The organism is Numidum massiliense (genome assembly GCF_001375555.1).
Taxonomy (GTDB): Bacteria; Bacillota; Bacilli; order Thermoactinomycetales; family Novibacillaceae; genus Numidum; species Numidum massiliense.
Genome location: NZ_CTDZ01000009.1, coordinates 2,997,516 through 3,015,210, shown reverse-complemented (window position 1 = coordinate 3,015,210; position 17,695 = coordinate 2,997,516). Strand labels below are relative to the sequence as shown.

At 53.0% G+C, this 17,695-nt stretch carries 13 protein-coding genes; 7 read left to right on the top strand and 6 right to left on the bottom strand.

Translation table 11 applies throughout. The features are described from left to right. Positions 1-151 precede the first annotated feature (151 nt). Positions 152-1,069 carry a DNA adenine methylase gene (locus BN1247_RS14050; protein ID WP_074011181.1) on the top strand — a complete coding sequence of 306 codons (918 nt, stop codon included), beginning with the start codon at positions 152-154 and terminating at the stop codon, positions 1,067-1,069. Positions 1,070-1,149: 80 nt separating this feature from the next. Next, positions 1,150-1,671 (top strand): DoxX family protein, encoded by a 522-nt coding sequence (locus BN1247_RS14045; protein ID WP_054951668.1) that lies wholly within the window; start codon positions 1,150-1,152, stop codon positions 1,669-1,671. 281 nt (positions 1,672-1,952) lie between these two features. On the opposite strand, the gene BN1247_RS14040 is transcribed toward BN1247_RS14045, so the two are convergent. From BN1247_RS14040 to BN1247_RS14030, 3 genes are read right to left on the bottom strand one after another with little or no spacing between them, the layout of a single operon-like run. After that, positions 1,953-3,641, bottom strand: a complete 1,689-nt coding sequence (locus BN1247_RS14040) for a putative ABC transporter permease subunit (protein ID WP_054950942.1) — start codon at positions 3,639-3,641, stop codon at positions 1,953-1,955. Next, entirely contained in the window at positions 3,638-4,375 is a 738-nt protein-coding gene (locus BN1247_RS14035; protein ID WP_054950941.1) for an ABC transporter ATP-binding protein, read from the bottom strand. Before BN1247_RS14035 ends, BN1247_RS14040 begins: the two co-directional genes overlap by 4 nt. Continuing rightward, entirely contained in the window at positions 4,372-5,577 is a 1,206-nt protein-coding gene (locus BN1247_RS14030) for a virulence factor (RefSeq protein WP_187119797.1), read from the bottom strand. Before BN1247_RS14030 ends, BN1247_RS14035 begins: the two co-directional genes overlap by 4 nt. Positions 5,578-5,769: 192 nt before the next feature. Here BN1247_RS14030 and rfbB point away from each other — a divergent pair, with 192 nt between their 5' ends. Further along, a complete protein-coding gene (rfbB, locus tag BN1247_RS14025) occupies positions 5,770-6,825 on the top strand; it encodes a dTDP-glucose 4,6-dehydratase (RefSeq protein WP_054950939.1) in 1,056 nt (351 codons plus the stop codon). Here rfbB and BN1247_RS14020 read toward each other — a convergent pair. Continuing rightward, complete coding sequence (locus BN1247_RS14020; RefSeq protein ID WP_054951667.1) at positions 6,812-8,932, bottom strand: AMP-binding protein; 2,121 nt, start codon at positions 8,930-8,932, stop codon at positions 6,812-6,814. The genes rfbB and BN1247_RS14020 overlap by 14 nt on opposite strands. Before the next feature lie 285 nt (positions 8,933-9,217). Here BN1247_RS14020 and BN1247_RS14015 point away from each other — a divergent pair, with 285 nt between their 5' ends. Both BN1247_RS14015 and BN1247_RS14010 read left to right on the top strand, forming a co-directional pair. Next, positions 9,218-9,961 carry a metallophosphoesterase family protein gene (locus BN1247_RS14015; protein ID WP_054950938.1) on the top strand — a complete coding sequence of 248 codons (744 nt, stop codon included), beginning with the start codon at positions 9,218-9,220 and terminating at the stop codon, positions 9,959-9,961. A 20-nt stretch (positions 9,962-9,981) separates the two neighbouring features. Continuing rightward, complete coding sequence (locus BN1247_RS14010; protein ID WP_054950937.1) at positions 9,982-11,118, top strand: YfbR-like 5'-deoxynucleotidase; 1,137 nt, start codon at positions 9,982-9,984, stop codon at positions 11,116-11,118. Here BN1247_RS14010 and BN1247_RS14005 read toward each other — a convergent pair. Together BN1247_RS14005 and BN1247_RS14000 are read right to left on the bottom strand one after the other, a co-directional pair. Continuing rightward, positions 11,095-13,785, bottom strand: a complete 2,691-nt coding sequence (locus tag BN1247_RS14005) for a cation-translocating P-type ATPase (RefSeq protein ID WP_197278561.1) — start codon at positions 13,783-13,785, stop codon at positions 11,095-11,097. The two genes, BN1247_RS14010 and BN1247_RS14005, sit on opposite strands and share 24 nt — an antisense overlap. A 92-nt stretch (positions 13,786-13,877) precedes the next feature. Further along, positions 13,878-14,888 carry a YihY/virulence factor BrkB family protein gene (locus tag BN1247_RS14000; protein ID WP_074011179.1) on the bottom strand — a complete coding sequence of 337 codons (1,011 nt, stop codon included), beginning with the start codon at positions 14,886-14,888 and terminating at the stop codon, positions 13,878-13,880. A gap of 378 nt (positions 14,889-15,266) precedes the next feature. Here BN1247_RS14000 and mtnK point away from each other — a divergent pair, with 378 nt between their 5' ends. Beyond that, complete coding sequence (mtnK, locus tag BN1247_RS13995; RefSeq protein ID WP_054950935.1) at positions 15,267-16,478, top strand: S-methyl-5-thioribose kinase; 1,212 nt, start codon at positions 15,267-15,269, stop codon at positions 16,476-16,478. A gap of 118 nt (positions 16,479-16,596) precedes the next feature. Further along, entirely contained in the window at positions 16,597-17,640 is a 1,044-nt protein-coding gene (mtnA, locus tag BN1247_RS13990; protein WP_054950934.1) for an S-methyl-5-thioribose-1-phosphate isomerase, read from the top strand. The last annotated feature ends 55 nt before the right edge of the window (positions 17,641-17,695 follow it).

Genomic DNA, 17,695 nt, shown 5'->3' with positions numbered 1-17,695 from the left:
TCTGTTTTTCTAAAGGGTCATATTTATACAGTTTTTTTTCGGTTGCGACAAACGGTAATAATATGCGATAATTGGAAAAATAGGTTTATCGCACAAAGCTTTTGTTGTCTTTACATATCGGTGAATGCGAAGGATTAAGGATGGTGAGGAGATGAGACCCTTTCTTAAATACCGCGGTGGAAAAATGCGGGACATACCGTTTTTCGCTGACTATTTCCCGTCAGCCAGCGATTACACGCGCTATGTCGAGCCTTTTTTTGGGGGCGGCGCTGTTTTTTTTCACCTCGAACCGCGGCGGGCGTTACTGAATGACATTAACGCTAAGTTGATGCGCGCGTACCGACAAGTGCGCGATCGCTATGGCCGTGTGCGGCGCGAGCTTGACGAGCTACAAGCGACATACGAGCGCAACCACCGCACCTTTTTAGAGCGAAAAAAAGTGGCACACAGCGAGGTGCGCGTGCCCAATCCGAACGAGTGCCTTTATTACCGCATGCGAGAGGAATTTAATTGCCCTTCCGGCCAATACCTCGAGGCGACTGTTTATTACTTCATTAACAAGACGGCATACAGCGGGATGATCCGCTATAACAAAAAAGGCGAATACAACGTTCCGTACGGTCACTACAATCGCTTTAACGCGAACGTCTTAACGCGTCAGCACAGTGAGTTGTTGCGAAGTGCGCACATTTGCACGACGGATTACGGACGTATTCTTCGCGAGACAAATGATAACGATTTCATATTTCTAGACCCGCCGTACGACTGCGTGTTCACGGACTACGGCAATTTACGGTTCAGCGGCGACTTTGCCGAGGCGGAGCATCGCCGGCTAGCCGCTGATTTTAAAAACTTATCGGGGAAAGCGTTAATGGTGATCAGTAAGACACCGTTCATCGAAGCGTTATACCGCCCTTACATTGTCGACGTTTATGACAAACATTACACGGTGAACATTCGCAACCGCTTTAAAAGCGAAGCACAACACGCTGTCATCAGTAACTACCACCGCACGCACGTAAGGATCGGACCGTTGCACAACTGCCAAAAAGGTAAGGCTATACTGTGAATTTACTAACAAACTGCTATTAATGCACATCCAAGCGTTGTACATTTGAGGTACAAGAGAAGGAAGGAGCGTTGATCGCAGTGTTTGTTACGTTTTTACGCGAGAGCAAGGTGGCTGCGTACTTATTATTGATCGTGCGGCTTTATCTTGGCTGGACGTGGATGACTGCCGGCTGGCTCAAAATCGTCGACGGGTTTGACGCGACGAATTATTTACACGCGGCGGTGCAGGCGACGGCTGGCGACCATCCTGCCGTACAAGGTTGGTGGGCAAACTTTTTGGAAGGTTTCGCCATCCCTCACATCATATTGTTTAATGTGCTCATTCCTTGGGGGGAATTTTTCGTCGGTCTCGGCCTCATCTTCGGTTTCCTCACGACATTATCAGCATGTATGGGGATCGTCATGAATTTCGCTTTCCTCTTCTCTGGAACGACGAGCAGTAATCCGCAGATGGTGTTATTGACAGTTTTTGTCCTCGTTGCCGGAATGAATGCCGGTAAAATCGGCTTCGATCGCTGGATGGTTCCGTATTTAAGAAGGGAAGCGGCGTGGTTGCTCCCCGAAAAGCCCGGTGGACACACGTATAACAACATCGCCTAGTTTATAAAAAGCGAGAGAAAAACACCAGACCTATACCTGAAAACCGCGTGCAAAAAACTCCCTCTGTTAAAGGCCATCTACTTAACAGAGAGGGAGTTTTTACTTACAAATACTGTACATTAATTTCGCGGTAACTCAGCCTTCAATAGCCTATTCCTACGTAGGGCAACATGTGAGAGCGGGTAGGGAATAGGGTAGCTTGAGACTTCCCGGAAAAAGTACAGTAGTGACGATGCAGCATAAGCCGGGAAGTGGCCCCGGCTTGTTGTTTACATAAGGTTTTACACCTCGATTTGTTCGTAGCGTCGCTCGGCATACGCTTGCACGCCCTTAAGCAATCCCCAGTTACAAGCGACAAAGAGGAGTAGCAATACGAGCTTCGTCGCCAGTGGCGGAACGCCGACGATAAAGGCGATGACGATGAGGCTTCCGAGGACAAGAACGAGCGCAAACTCGATGAGCATGTTAATGAGCGCATTCATGTTTTTGTTCATTGCCTCTTGTGGATTAGACCAGGTGAGGCGCGGAAAGCGCAAGTCGATCATTAAGGCTAGCAAATTGAATACCGCGGCGATGGTCGCTCCGAGTAACAGTACCCATGCCCCGACACTTAGCGGCGCCCCTAAAATGACAATGCCGACAGTGACGATAAAGGCTGCAATACTCGTGAACAGTGTCGCGTGCAACCATTTGGCCGTCACTTGAGTCGCTGCGGGGACCGGGAACGTTTTATTCAAGTAAAACAACTTCCCTTCGCGCGAGATTGCCGACGGTGCGATGCTATTTACCCCACATATAAGTGTGACGACGCCGACGCCACCCCACAGGATCACTTCCCAACCGTGAGGAACTTCCGCTGCAAGGCGAGATAACACATTTATCCCGTTCGTGGCGACCATCGGGGTGACGACCATCACGGGCAAAAACAGTACTGACATGAGGCTATTTAATAGAAACACAGGCGTGCGAATAAATACTTTCCATTCTTTGAGAAACAGCGTGATGAGCGGTGAACGGACGTGACTGATGCGTGCCGCAATGTCATTAGGTTGCAACTTTTTTCGCTGTGAAGTCGATTCACTACTGCCGATCAGTCCGGGATATAAAAAATATTTTCCGCTGCCGACGGCGAGGACGACTGCTAAGCTGGAAGTGCCGAGAAACAGTCCCCACCAAGCCCAACCACCCGAAAATAAAGGCGTCGTTAAGCAGTACGTCGCCCAAAGGCTCGGAGGGAACGTACTGCCGACGAGTGCGGCGAGTCCGTTTGGCCCAGCGAACAAGTCGCGCACAGCTCCCGGGTCTTCCAAATTCGTCGTCCCTTCGCCAAAAAAGGTGCGGCCCACGTATTGAAAGGCGAAGAAAAAGACGACGCCGAGCAAGCCGCCGAGTACCCGTAGGGCGTCACGATGTTTTTTTAAATTCGTCACCCGCATGAGCAGCATACTAGCGACTGTCGCTAGCGCTAGTGGCAACAGTGGCGCAAGTAGTAGCATGAGTAGTGCCGCGACGTAAAAAACGATGCCTTCCCCTTCAAGCAGCCCGTACACGATCAAACCGGGAGCGATGAACGGGAGCGTCGTAAGTACTAAACTAATCCACACACTGGCGATACGCGCCGTCAGCACTTGCACCGGCGTGACTGGTAAGTGGAGCAGTCCTTCGATGTCTTTCGAAAAATACAGATTGGCGATGACGTATAGTAAGCCGAAGACGAAGGCCAACACTTGCGTAAAAACGAATAGTAACGTAAGCAGCGACGACTGTTGCCCGACGGCAGCGAGGCCCGTGTACAATTGCGTACTCACGCTTACGACAAGCATTTCAAACGGGATAAATCCGAGCAAAATGAGCAGGGCAACGGCTGGCTCCCACAATTTTTCCCTTTTGACGAAGTAGCGGTGTTTCAGTACCGATAGGTTGAACTGGCTTTTAAGTGTGACGAGAAGTAACGCTTTTGTAACATTCACCGTTCAGTCAACTCCAAGAATAAGTTTTCCAGTGTTTTCTCGTCACTCACGTCTTCGCCCTTTCCTTGTTTCAGCTGCGCCATTGTTCCCGAGGCGATCAGCTTTCCACCGTGAATAATTGCTAGCTGGTCGCACAGGCGCTCTGCCACTTCTAACACGTGTGTAGAGAAAAACACGGTGTGACCTTGATCGCAATGTGCGCGCATCGCTTCTTTTAAGAGGCGGGCGGCGCGCGGGTCGAGTCCGACCATCGGCTCGTCGAGAATCCACACGGACGGTTGGTGTAACAAGGCGGCGATCAGGGTAATTTTTTGTTTCATTCCGCGGGAGTAGCTTTGAATGAGTTGACTGACGGCGTCTTCCATGCCGAACGTCTGAAGCAGCTCTGGCAGTCGCTCTTGTCGTTCTGCTGCACTCACTTCGTAAACGTCGGCGATAAAGCGCAAATAATCCAAGCCAGTCAGCCGATCGTACGGCTCGGGGCTGTCCGGCACGTAACCGATGCGCTGCTTGGCTGCGAGGGGGTCCTTCGTTACCGAAATACCGTCAACTTCGATATCGCCGGAGTCCGGTTTAATAATGCCGGTAATCATTTTGATCGTCGTTGTCTTGCCGGCGCCGTTAGGACCGAGAAAACCGAATATTTGCCCGGATGGAATGTCCAGTTGCAGCTGGTCGACGGCTTTGACGTTCGTGTTTCCATAACTTTTTGTGACATTTTTAATCGAGATCAAGGTCGGTGCACTCCTTTCTCGCCAATCGCCCGCGTCATTTGTTGCCAGACGGTGCCTTCTGCTTCATGACCGCCTTCGATGCGTTCGAGCGCGAGTTTTACTTGCATTTGCACCTCGAATTCCGGGTCGTCTTGCGCGTCCCGCAGGGCGGAAATGGCGGACTCGTCGCCGACTTCGTACAAATAGCGGGCGGCGCGCCAGCGGACAATTTTGTTCCGATCGTGTAGCGCCTTGCACATCGGACCGATCGCCGCGGGGTCGCCTAAGTCGGAAAGACAGTCGCCAGCCGTGCGCCGCACTGTTGCCGAGCGGTCTTTTAGCGCCGTATAGAGGAGGGGCAGTACGACGTCGTTCGCGTCTTCGATCATGCCCAAATATGCCGTCGCTAGGCGGCGCACTGACATTTTCTCGTCAGTTAGTGCTTGCTTGAGGACGGGGAGCGTCTTGACCGTCGGCTGGAGCCGTTCGAGGGCGGCAAAGCGCTTGCGCCAGTCGGGATCCGCTAATTGTTCGGCGACCACTTCGGCAGACAGCGCATCAGGTGTTAGCGGCTGATCCGTTTTTTGCTCGAGGGCACGGGTGATTAACCGGTTCAAGCGGTCGCCGTCGTAAGCAGCGGTAATTTCCTCCGCGATTTGTGCACCTACGTCGTCCATTTCGCCGTAGCGCACTCCGCGCTCTTCCCACGCACGTTCGAACACAAAGTTGCCTGCCGCGGACTGTATGCGCATGGCAGCATCTAGGAAGCGATGTGGCAACGCCACCCGCTTTTCCTCAGTGCCGGAAGTGAGTTTAATTTGTAACGGAATCCCTTGAAACATTTGCACGTACACGTACACTTCGCCGAACGCCGTTTGCGTCACTGCAGCGGCGAGTTGGGTCGAAGCGTACGTTTTGTCGGAGCGGTTTTCTTCGACTTCAGCCGCTTCGTTCGGCGCGATCGTCGTTTTGGCAAAAAAGTCGCGCACGGCAGCCAAAATCGTTTGCCAATCCGCTTTTGGGTCGCGCTCGACGGCAATAAAGTCGGTAACTTGAAAAATTCCTTTCACACCCGGGATGTCGAGGAGTTGCACAATATAAGAAGGCGCACCTGCGCGGTTATCTTTCGTAAAATTGTAAGCCGTTCCGTCGGGAAGGCGTTCATCCATATTTAATTTCATGTTGTTCGGACTAGGGGTCGGTTCGATAGATACGATTCTCACGGGTAATGCTCCTTTCATAAAAAAACCGTCATTCGTTTGGAGACTTTAAAGGACGCAATAGTTGTCAACTCATAATATATCATATGATCTGTACGGACACATTACCGTTAACGATTGGCGCTAAAGGAAAATCAATAGGAGCAAGGGATCGTCAACGAGAAAGTAAACGGTTCGGCAAAGGAGAGAAGTGCCATGAAACAGCAGATTGCCCCTAAAAATGGCCCGCAACAGTCTGTCCTCGTCACGGGCGGGGCAGGTTTTATCGGATCGAATTTTATTCCTTACTTCCTCAACAAATACCCGCAGTACCGCATTGTCAATTTAGACAAGTTAACAGCAGCCGCCGATTTAAGCCGCTTGGAAGACGTCGCGGATTGCGAGAATTACGTATTTGTCCACGGCGACATTTGTAATCGCGAATTAGTCGCGCATTTATTTCGCGCACACGACATAAAAGGGGTCATTCACTTCGCCGCCGAGTCGCACGTCGACAATTCCATCGTCGCCCCAGAAGCGTTTGTGCGTACGAACGTGCACGGCACGTTTACGTTGCTCGATGTCGCAAGAGAGCAGTGGATGGAAGGTCCACACTGCAAAAAGCGGGGGTGCGAAGATGCCCGTTTTTTACACGTCTCGACGGACGAAGTGTATGGGACGCTCGGGGCGCGCGGTTATTTTACCGAAACGACGCCGTATGCGCCGAACAGCCCATATAGTGCAAGTAAGGCAGGATCCGATTTCCTCGTACGCAGTTACTGGCATACGTTCGGATTAAATGTCGTCACCACAAATTGTTCTAACAATTACGGTCCGAAACAGCATACGGAGAAACTCATTCCGACGATTATTAGCCGAGCACTCGCTTTTAAGGAGATCCCGCTTTACGGTGACGGTAAAAACGTGCGCGATTGGTTGTACGTCATCGACCACTGCCAGGCGCTCGACTCAGTGTTTCACCGCGGCCAGAGCGGTGAAACGTACAATATCGGCGGGGACAACGAGCGCCGGAACATTGACATTGCAGAGACGGTGTGCACCATTTTGGACCGGGTGGCGCCCCCGCCCGCGCAGGGCGCAACAGTAAAAAGCTATCGTGAACTCATTCGCTTCGTCAGCGATCGGCCGGGGCACGATTTTCGCTATGCGATTGACGCCACGAAAATTAAAACAGAGCTCGGCTGGAAGGCAGAAGAGTCGTTTGCGAGCGGGATCGAGAAAACGGTCACTTGGTACGTCAACTATTTTTGACCCGACTTAAGTGGGCGATCGCTGTCACCGCTTCTGGGTTGTCCAAAGCAGATAAGTCGCCCGGGTCGTGGCCGAGGTAAGCGGCGCGAATCGCGCGGCGCATAATTTTTGCGTTGCGCGTCTTCGGCAAGTCGGGGACGAAATGAATCGCCTTCGGACAAAGAGACTTTCCTAGCCGTTCGGCGACCAAAACCATCAATTCGTCGTGAAGTTGTGCTACTTGACTGGCGCTAGGTGCTTGCCGCCCTTGCTCGGTCACATCTCCTGTTGCTCGAGATGTCGAATAGCGACTCCCTTCATTTGGTTTTAGCTTTCCGTCGGGTGAACGAGCTGCGGAAGTAACCGATTTCAATACGACGAAGCAGACAGGAACTTCGCCTTTTACCTCGTCGGGGATCCCAATTGTTCCCGCTTCGAGGACGGCAGGGTGTGCGACGAGCACGGATTCTACTTCTGCCGGACCGAGGCGTTTACCGGCGACGTTTAACGTGTCGTCGGATCGGCCGGTGATAACCCACTGGCCACTGTCGTCGTCTAGAATGACCCAGTCGCCGTGTACCCACGTGTTTGGCCAGCGGCTCCAGTACGTCTTTTTATACCGCTCAGGCTCTTCCCAAAAACCGTTCGTCATCCCGACCCACGGCTGTTTAATGACTAACTCGCCGACTTCGCTGCGCACTGGTCTGCCTTCCGCGTCGTAAACGTCGACGTCCATGCCGGGTAGCGGGGAGTTGAAGCTAATCGGGGCGATCGGTTTCAGCGGCACGTTGCCTAAAATGCCGCCGGAAATTTCCGTTCCGCCGGAGTAGTTGTAGATCGGCACGCGCTTTTGTCCCACTGTCTCGAACAGCCAGTGCCACGGCTCCGGGTTCCATGGTTCACCTGTTGAGGCGATTCCTTGTAAACTCGATAAGTCGTGCCGTTTGACGAGTTGTTCGCCGTGTGGCATGAGTGACCGGATGAGCGTCGGCGAAAGGCCGAGGTGGGTCATGCGGTGGTCTTCTACTAGTTGCCACACGCGGTCTGCTTCGGGGTACGTCGGTGTCCCTTCGTACAGCACCATCGTCGCCGCATTGAACAGAGAAGCAAACATGAGGAATGGTCCCATCATCCACCCCATGTCCGTCAGCCAGCAGAGGATGTCTCCTGGCTTTAAATCCATGCTAAACGCTGCATCGAAGGCCGATTTGAGGGCAAACCCGTTGTGCGTATGCACGGCGCCTTTCGGGCGGCCAGTCGTTCCGGAAGTGTAGATGATCATGAACGGATCGTTACCGTTCGTCTGCTCTGCTGCTAGCGGACGGTATGCAGCTGCAGTCGGTTCCTTATGCGCAGGATCCACACGGTATGCCTTGTGCGCACGATCCGCGCGCTCGAAATGAGCTGTGCTTTCTGTTTCACTCTTCGCTAGATCGCGCCAATCGAGGTCGCGTCCGCTTTGCCAAGCGACGTCACGCCCGAGGCGGCGTACGACGACGAGCTTTTGTACAGACGGCGCCAGCGCGCACGCCTTGTCCGCCTCTTCTTTCATCGCCACAGCTTTGCCCCGGCGCAAGTAGCCGTCGGCGCTAATGAGCATTTTTACCTGCGCGCCCGTTAACCGTTTGGCCACCGCGTCAGCTTTGTAACCGGAGAAACAAGGGATAAAGATGGCGCCAATTTTTATAATCGCTAAGATGGCGACGATCGTTTCTGGAAGGAGCGGCATGTAGATGGCGACGCGGTCCCCTTTGGCGATCCCTTCGCGCCGTAAGCCGCGGGCGAAGCGATCGATCGCTGCGGAAAGTTGTTCATACGTGTAAGTGACGACGGTGCCGTCTTCGCCTTCCCACACGACAGCCGGACGCGTGCTTATTTGTGGATCGACGAGCCACTTATCTACGGCGTTGTACGTCACGTTAAGCTTGCCGCCGACGTACCACTCGGGCCACTCAATGCCGCGCGACAGGTCGAGGACGCGCGTATACGGTGCAAACCAGGCGATGCCTAGCGCCTTTTCCGCCTCGCCCCAAAACCAATTTATATCGTCGATCGACGCTTGAAAAAATGACTCGTAGTCGCCGAACCCGAGCTGTTTCATCCAGCGGTACAAGCGCGTCGTTTGCATTTGTGCTGGAGTCGGGTGCCATACTGTTTTTGTCAAAAAATCACTCCTTACGTCCCACTTTTTTTCGTGTCAGCACGACTAGTCGTCGCACGATATACGTTGCGTAAAGTTTGCGCCCTTTTTTACCCCATGTGATTGACGCTGCACATTTAAGAAAACGCTATCAAAAGTGTATGCCTCTATTTTAGCAAAGTTGGCGCCAACTTAAAACATTTGGAAACACAATCCGTGATATGGTTAAATAGATATCACACATCACATTTGACAACAGAAAGGGACGAAGTTGTGGAACGGATAGCGGTTATTTCAGACATTCACGGGAACGTGCCGGCGTTGGACGCCGTTCTCGAAGATATTCGTAGACGCGGGATTGAACGCATTTTTTGCTTAGGAGATCTAATCGGTAAAGGCCCGCAATCGGATCTCGTCGTCGACCGCATCCGCGAAGTGTGCGAAATTGTCATTAGGGGAAACTGGGACGACTTGATCGAGCGGCCGATTGAACACGAGACATTTGCGTGGCATCAAAGGCGGCTCGGACCCGAACGGATTGACTATTTGACAAGCCTGCCGTTTTCGCACGACATCGTGTTGAGCGGGAAGCTTGTCCGCTTCGTACACGCCTCGCCGCAAAGTGTGCACCACCGCGTGCAACCGTGGCATCCGTTCGAGCGGCGCCTCGCGATGTTTGACAATACAGAGCTCGTCGCGGCTGCCGGCTGTAAGCGAGAACCGGACGTCGTCGGTTACGGCGATGTGCACAACGCGTTCGTACAAAGTTATCGCGGTAAGACGCTGTTTAACACGGGGAGTGTCGGCAACCCCCTCGATGTGCCACAAGCGTCGTATGCCGTCTTGGAGGGCGTGTACGGCAGTGACGAGGCGGCAGGTTTCGGACTCCAGCTCGTGCGCGTGCCGTACGACATCGAGGACGCGGTCAATATCGCGCGGGACTTGAACATGCCAGACTTGGAGCCGTATGTGGAAGAGCTCCGTACAGCGCGCTATCGCGGGTTAAAGAAACAGTAGTTGAGGTGATAGGAGAAACGATGCAAAACGGGAAGTTTATAAACATTGTGACGCGTATGCAGTACGTGCCGCGGTGGGACGAGTACGCCCCGAAGTTTGAAGACAATACGGCGAGCCATAGCTACCGCTGCGCCGTGTACGGGTTGATCGCGGCACTCATCGAGCAAAAACAGTACGGGAAAGACCCCGACGTGCTCAAAATCGTCTGTCGCGCCATTTTTCACGATTTAAACGAAGTCATTACAGGACCGATCAAACACCGGACGAAAAAGAGCGAAGAAGTGCGAGAACACATTTATCGCTTAGAAAAAGAAGCGAGTACAGAAATAGTCTCGTATCTGTCCCAGTCGTTGCAACCGATTTTTACCGACTTTATCGTTTGCGCCGAAGACGACTCATACGAGGGGCAACTTGTCGACGGGGTCGATACGTTTGACGCGATGATGTTTTGCCACCGCGAAGTGCTATACGGTTCGACATACTTTTTCGCGGACAAATACGAGGAGCTGGCCGACAAACTGCGGCGGCATCACTTGCCGTCCATTCGCACGCTCATGGCCGCCGTCGATGCAGGCGACGAGCTGTACGACTTTTTATTTAGCGTCTTAATGTTAGACCGCGTGCGCCGCTGGAAAGGAAAAGTGAACACTGTGTACGACGATGACGCGATTCACGGTTTCCGTTCGACCGCGCTCGGCATTTTTAACAGTTACTTAGAAAAAATTAAATACGGCGTCGAGATTGACATTTTAGCCGTTGTCGGGAAATTGTTAGGGCACGACATCGTAGAAGAAGTGACCGGCGACGTGCTCGGGCCGGTGAAACATTCCAGCCCGGAAATTAAGCGCGCCTTTGAAGCGTACGAACGGAAAGTGAACCTAGACCTCGTACACAAACTGCCACCGTATATGCACGAAGCTTTCATCTCATACACGGTCGAGGCGAAGGAAAATACGTACGAAGGGAAGATGGTCGACCTCGTCGATAAGTTGGACGCTCTCATAAAAGTAAACATGGAGCGACGCAACAATCCGAGCGAGTACGAGTACGTCTACCGTCACCAACTGCGCGTCGTGCAGCAGACGTACGAGCAGCCGTCGGCCGTCTTTTTCCTCGCCTACATTTTACACGATTTAGAGTTTCCGACGTTTGACTGAGGCGAACAGTTTGCCGAGTTCGTTCAGTGCGAGCGGCACGAGCGACAACAGTAGCGCGAGCAGCCAGTCACTGGCACTTAAGCGGTGCAAGTGAAACACATCTTGAAAAAACGGGAGGTTCACGAGTGCCGCTTGGATGGCAATGCCGAGGGCAATACTACCGAGCAATAACTTGTTGCCGAACAGGCCGATTTGCCACAGTGGCCGCCGCGGGTGGCGCAAATTTAACGCGTGAAACAGCTGGGACACGCTAAGCACGACGAACGCCATCGTCTGTGCGTGCGCCAGCGCGTCCGCGGACAAGTTGTCGAAGTCGACGGCAAATAGAGAAGGGGCCCCACTATACATTTTGACGCTCATTAAAAAAGCGACGAGCGTTAACGCGCCGATGAGTAAGCCGTTGCCGACGGTAAAAATGCCGCTGCTGCCAGCAAAAATGCCCGCTTTCTGCCGACGCGGCTTTTCATCCATCACGTCGGGGCTTCCGGGGTCGACCCCGAGGGAAATAGCTGGCAGTGTATCCGTAATTAAGTTAACCCACAAAATGTGAATCGCGCGGAGCGGGGCGGGCCAGCCCAACATAATAGCGAAAAACAGGGCGATCAGTTCTCCGACGTTACACGACAACAAAAAGAGGATCGCCTTTTTTACGTTGCGGTAAATGTTGCGTCCTTCCGCAACTGCTGCGACGATTGTCGAGAAATTGTCGTCTGTCAGTACGATGTCCGCAGCGCCTTTGGCCACGTCCGTCCCGGTCACGCCCATCGCTACTCCGATATCGGCCCGCTTTAACGAAGGGGCGTCGTTGACGCCGTCGCCCGTCATCGAGACAATGTGGCCGTTCGCCTTGTAAGCTTCGACGATGCGCACTTTATGCTCCGGCGACACGCGAGCGAATACCGCCAAGTCAGGGACGCGTTCCTTGAGTGCTGCAGCAGATAGGTCATCGATTTCCGCGCCAGTGATCGCCTGTTTAGCATCGTGCGCCATCCCTAATTCACGAGCGATCGCGACTGCGGTCACTTTGTGGTCGCCCGTGATCATGACCGTCTTAATGCCAGCTCGTTTACACGCAGCGAGTGCATCCTTTACTTCTTCGCGCGGTGGATCGATCATGCCGACGAAGCCGCTAAAAATGAGGTCGCTCTCTAGATCTTCTGGGCGCTCCGGTATCGTGTCAACTTCTTTATAGGCCGTCGCTAACACCCGTAGCGCGTCTTCAGACATGTCGTTCGCGCGTGCGGCAATCGCCTCGCGTCCGTCGTCCGTCAGCGGAACGACGGAGTCGTTAATAATGGCATGTTTGGCGCGGGGAAGCACGCGCTCGATCGCCCCTTTGACGATGACGACATACTTGCCACTGTCGTCATTGCTGTGACTGCTCCTGTGCACCGTCGTCATCCGTTTCCGCTCCGAATCGAAGGGAATTTCATGTACGCGCGGGGTTGCGCGTTCAAGCGATTCTTTGTGAATATCGTGCGTAGCTGCCGCGGCTAACAGTGCGACTTCAGTCGGGTCGCCCGTCTGTTCAGTTGCTGTATAGGTGGCGTCGTTACAGAGACTAAAATGTTCCAACAACCGCCTCTCGGCAAAGCGGCGGCTGTTCAGCGCGGCGATGTCGCCCGCTTTTGTGCCGATGGCATAGCGGACGACGGTCATCTTGTTTTGCGTCAACGTCCCCGTTTTATCGGAACAGATGACCGTGACTGAACCGAGCGTCTCTACCGCGGGGAGCTTGCGCACGATAGCGTGTCGCTTAATCATTCGCCGCACCCCGAGCGCGAGGACGATCGTAACAATCGCCGGCAACCCTTCCGGGATCGCGGCGACGGCTAAGCTGACCGCGAGTAGAAACATGTCTAGCGGTTCGCGCCCTTGCCAGTAGCCGAGGGCAAAGATAACCGCACAAACGATGAGCGCACCGATGCCGAGCGTTTTGCCGAGACTAGCTAGACGCCGCTGCAACGGCGTTTCGTCTTTCGCTTCCGCGCCGAGCATACCGGCGATTTTGCCGATTTCCGTCGCCATGCCCGTTGCGACGACGACGCCTGTGGCGCGCCCGTACGTCGAGAGTGTGGACATGAAGGCCATATTTTGTTGATCGCCCAGCGGCACTTCTTCTGAAGAGGACCAGTCGGCCCGTTTGTCGACCGGAACCGATTCCCCCGTCAACGCCGATTCTTCAACTTTGAAGTTGGTCGTCTTAAGCAATCGTAAATCGGCTGGCACGTAGCGCCCAGCATCGATTAGGACGATATCTCCCGGGACGAGTAATTCAGAGGGGACTTCTTTCGTTTCCCCGTCGCGGCGGACGACAGCTTGCGGCGTCGACAGCTTTTGTAGCGCCGCGAGCGATTGCTCTGCTTTCGCTTCTTGAATGACCCCGATGACCGCATTCAAGGCGATGACGAGGCCGATTATAACCGCATCGCTCAGTTCGCCGACGATGGCGGAAATGATAGCCGCTGCGAGTAAAATGTAGATGAGCGGACTGTTAATTTGCGCGAACAGCAATTGCCAGATCGACTGCTTTTTAGGCGGCGCAAACGCATTCGGTCCGTGTCTTTGCTGCCTCGCGGCAACTTCTGCTTGCGTTAGACCCTCCTCAGGATTCGTGTGCAATTGCTCGATGACGTCAGTAACGCTTTTTTCGTACCACACTGCGATCACTCTCTTCTGTCGTGATAAGAGCTCATAACAATATCTTTATATTACCCAAATTGGTGATAGCCTTCCGTGAAAAAGAGGGGTGAAGGCGACTAGCGAACGCCTTTGGCGATGATCCGTCGTTTCGGCCGTCCTTGTTTACCACTTCCGTTTCCGTCGTCTCCGCCACCATTCCTGTCGTCGTCACCGTCGCCGTCGCCGTCATCGCCGGCACCTCCGTCGTCATCTTTAGTATGACAATCGCCGTCGCGATCCGGCCCTCTGCCACCTGCTGTACGCAAATTTTCCAACGTCGCATTCACTTCACAGCCGGCAATCATAATCATGCCGGACATGTACGCCCAAATCATTAACGCGATCACCCCGGCGAGCCCCCCGTACGTGGCGGACAAGTTGCTGAACTGTCCGACAAAGTATGAAAAGGCCAAAGAAACGAGTTGCCAGCCGACCGTCGCTACAAGTGCCCCCCAAAAGACGTGGCGCATGCGCAGTTTTTTATTCGGGGCGAAGTAGTACAAAAATAAAAGCACGATAAACAAGACGAAAAAGCTAAGCGCCCAGCGAAAAAACGCCCAAATGGACAACCACGTGTCCGACAAGTTCAGTAAAGAGAATACAAACATCCCGATCTCCCGTCCAAATACTGGCAATACGAGCGCGACCCAAATGACAAAAATTAACGCTAGCGTCAAGATGATGGCGAGGCTCCGCTCTTTCCAAAACGGGCGGTTCGCTTGCACGTCGTAAGCGCGGTTAATGGCTCGTATGATGGCGTTCGTCGCGTTAGACGCAGACCAGAGCGTGCCGATAATTCCGATTGACAACAGGCTGCCGCGGTCCACTTCTAGCACGTCGCGAACATTTTTTTCGATTAGCGGGATTGATTCCATCGGCACATAGTTTTTGACAAGTGTTAAGACGGCTTCCGTGGAAACGAAATAGCCGAGTAAAGTTACAGTAAAAATAAGAAAAGGAAACAATGACAGTAAAAAGTAGTAAGCGATCTGCGCCGACAAGTCGGTCACGCGGTCGGCGATAAAACGTTCGGTGAACTGTTTAATAAATTGCCACGAGAGACGCCAGCACGACGTCCGTCCTTTCATTAATGTGATGCCTCCTCGTCAGCTGCCCCCGCCCCGTTTGGCGTAGGCGCAATACAAGTTTTCCCTCCTTTGATTATATAATAAGTTGCCAGTAAAAGCAGATGCTACCATCCCGCACGTTATGCTGCAGAACTTCTGTTCCGCCGATCGAATCCACTCCCGTTAAGGACATATTTGGTTTGAGTTACCACAATAAAATTGTTAAAACGTGTTTATAAACAGTGAATACATGTTATAATATCGTTAACAATTAACACATACATGTTAATTGTTATCATCATCTACACGTGGATTAACATTTATTATATGGCGCGAATGTCCTGGTCAGCCTGATGAATGCGCGAGCAATTTTAATTACTAGGAAAGGGTGTCCCAACTATGTCCCGATTTACGAGCTATTTTTTAATGGATGCTGATGACGTTGTAGAATACGTAAAAGAAAAGACAAACTTCTTCAGTGTAGACAGTGAATTAACGTGTAAAGAAATCGGCGACGGCAACTTAAACTACGTGTTTCGCGTGCAAGATCCGGAAACGGGGAAATCGGTCATCGTCAAACATGCAGGCACGACGGCGCGCATCTCCGACGACTTTAAGTTATCGACGAACCGCATCCAAATTGAAGCGAATGCCCTTCAGTTACAAGGAGAACTCGCGCCTGGCCTCGCGGCAGAAGTTTATTTGTACGACGATGTCATGAGCTGTTTCATCATGGAAGACTTATCGGACCACGAAATTTTACGTGACGCCCTCATTGCTCATAAACAGTTTCCGCGTTTTGCCGACGATATGACGACGTTTATCGTAAATACGACGTTCTTGACGACCGATGTCGTCTTGGACCATCAAAAGAAGAAGGAACTCGTGCGGCGCTACTTAAATCCCGAGTTGTGTGAAATATCGGAGGACCTCGTGTACACGGAGCCGTTCAACGACTATAAACAGCGCAACGAACTGTTTGCACCGAACGAGGCGTGGATTAAAGCGGAAATATACGGCGATGACGAATTGCGCTTAGAGGCCGCGAAATTAAAGTTTGCCTTCATGACCCATGCGCAAGCACTCATCCACGGCGACTTACACACTGGTTCCGTCTTCGTAACTCCGGAGTCGACGAAAGTGATCGACCCAGAATTCGCTTTTTACGGACCGATCGGCTACGACTTAGGAAACGTCATTGCCAACCTCATCTTTGCCTGGGCAAACGGCGACGCCTACGACAAGCGCGACTTTGTCGTCTGGGTAGAGCAGACGATCGTCGATGTGTTTGACTTATTCGTGGACAAGTTTAACCGTGCCTGGGACGCACACGCCACTGAAGTGATGGCGTTAGAACCTGGATTCAAACAATGGTATTTAGAGACCGTACTGAGCGATACGGTTGCCGTCGCGGGCTTGGAGCTGACGCGCCGTATCGTCGGGCTAGCCAAAGTAAAAGATATTACCTCGATCGAAGACGCGGCGGCGAGAGTGCGCGCGGAGCGTATTTGCTTGTCGACAGCCAAACAATTCATTAAACGACACGCCCACTTCCGTACAGGTGACGACTGCTTGCAGGCGTTAAAGCAGCAGGCACGTGTGCACAGTTGAGGACCGTTTATCTTACACTGGTGGCTCGGCTACTAGTGAGCCGGCGATCCACCTGCAGCTGAAACGATCCCGTCCGGCGTACGGAGTAACATTTACAAAATAGTTAGGAGTGGCGTAAATGGCGGACCAACTGTTAGCCATCGAGTGGAAAAATGACCAATTAGTTTTACTAGACCAAACAGTCCTACCGAATGATATCACTTATCACGCGTATGACACAGCGGAAGCGGTGGCGGAAGGGATTGCCGACATGATCGTCCGCGGCGCGCCGGCGATCGGCGTGGCGGCGGCGTACGGGCTGTACCTCGGCATTCAAGGGGCACCGGAACAGTCGTATGACGCCTTTGCTGCCGTATTAAAGGAAAAGTCGGATATTTTGGCGAATTCGCGACCGACAGCGGTCAATTTGTTCTGGGCGCTCGAGAGGATGACGCGCGTCGCCGAGCAAAACAAACAGCTGCCGATTGCCGAGTTGAAGCAGCGGCTGTTAAAGGAAGCGCAAGCGATTCATAAAGAAGATGAAGACAGCAACCGGAAAATCGGGGAACACATGCTCTCGCTCGTCCACGAAGGGATGGGCATCCTCACCCACTGTAACGCGGGGGCGCTGGCGACGACGAAGTACGGCACCGCGACATCGGTCATGTATTTAGCGAAAGAAAAAGGGTGGCATTTAAAAGTGTACTCCGACGAAACGCGGCCCCGCCTGCAAGGGTCGACGTTGACGGCGCTGGAACTGATGCGCGCGGGCATCGATGTGACCGTCATTACGGACAACATGGCGGCAATGGTGATGTCGCAAGGGAAAATCGACGCCGTCATCGTCGGGACGGACCGCGTCGCGGCCAACGGGGACGTGGCGAACAAAATTGGCACACTCGGCGTGTCCATTTTAGCAAAATATTACGGCATTCCGTTTTACGTGGCGGCGCCGACGTCGACGATCGATTTGGAAACGGCGACAGGGGCAGACATTCCGATCGAAGAGCGCGATAAAGCAGAAGTGATTAACCGCTTCGGCGTGTACACCGCACCGAAGGAGAGCAAGGTGTACAACCCGGCCTTCGACGTCACGCCCTATGAAAATGTAACGGCCATCGTCACAGAAAAAGGGGTCGTCCGCCCGCCGTACAATGAAAACTTACGGAAATTGTTTGACTAAACCCGGCGTGTTATCATATTTAAGTGTCGGGCGAAAACGCCCGACACGACACAAT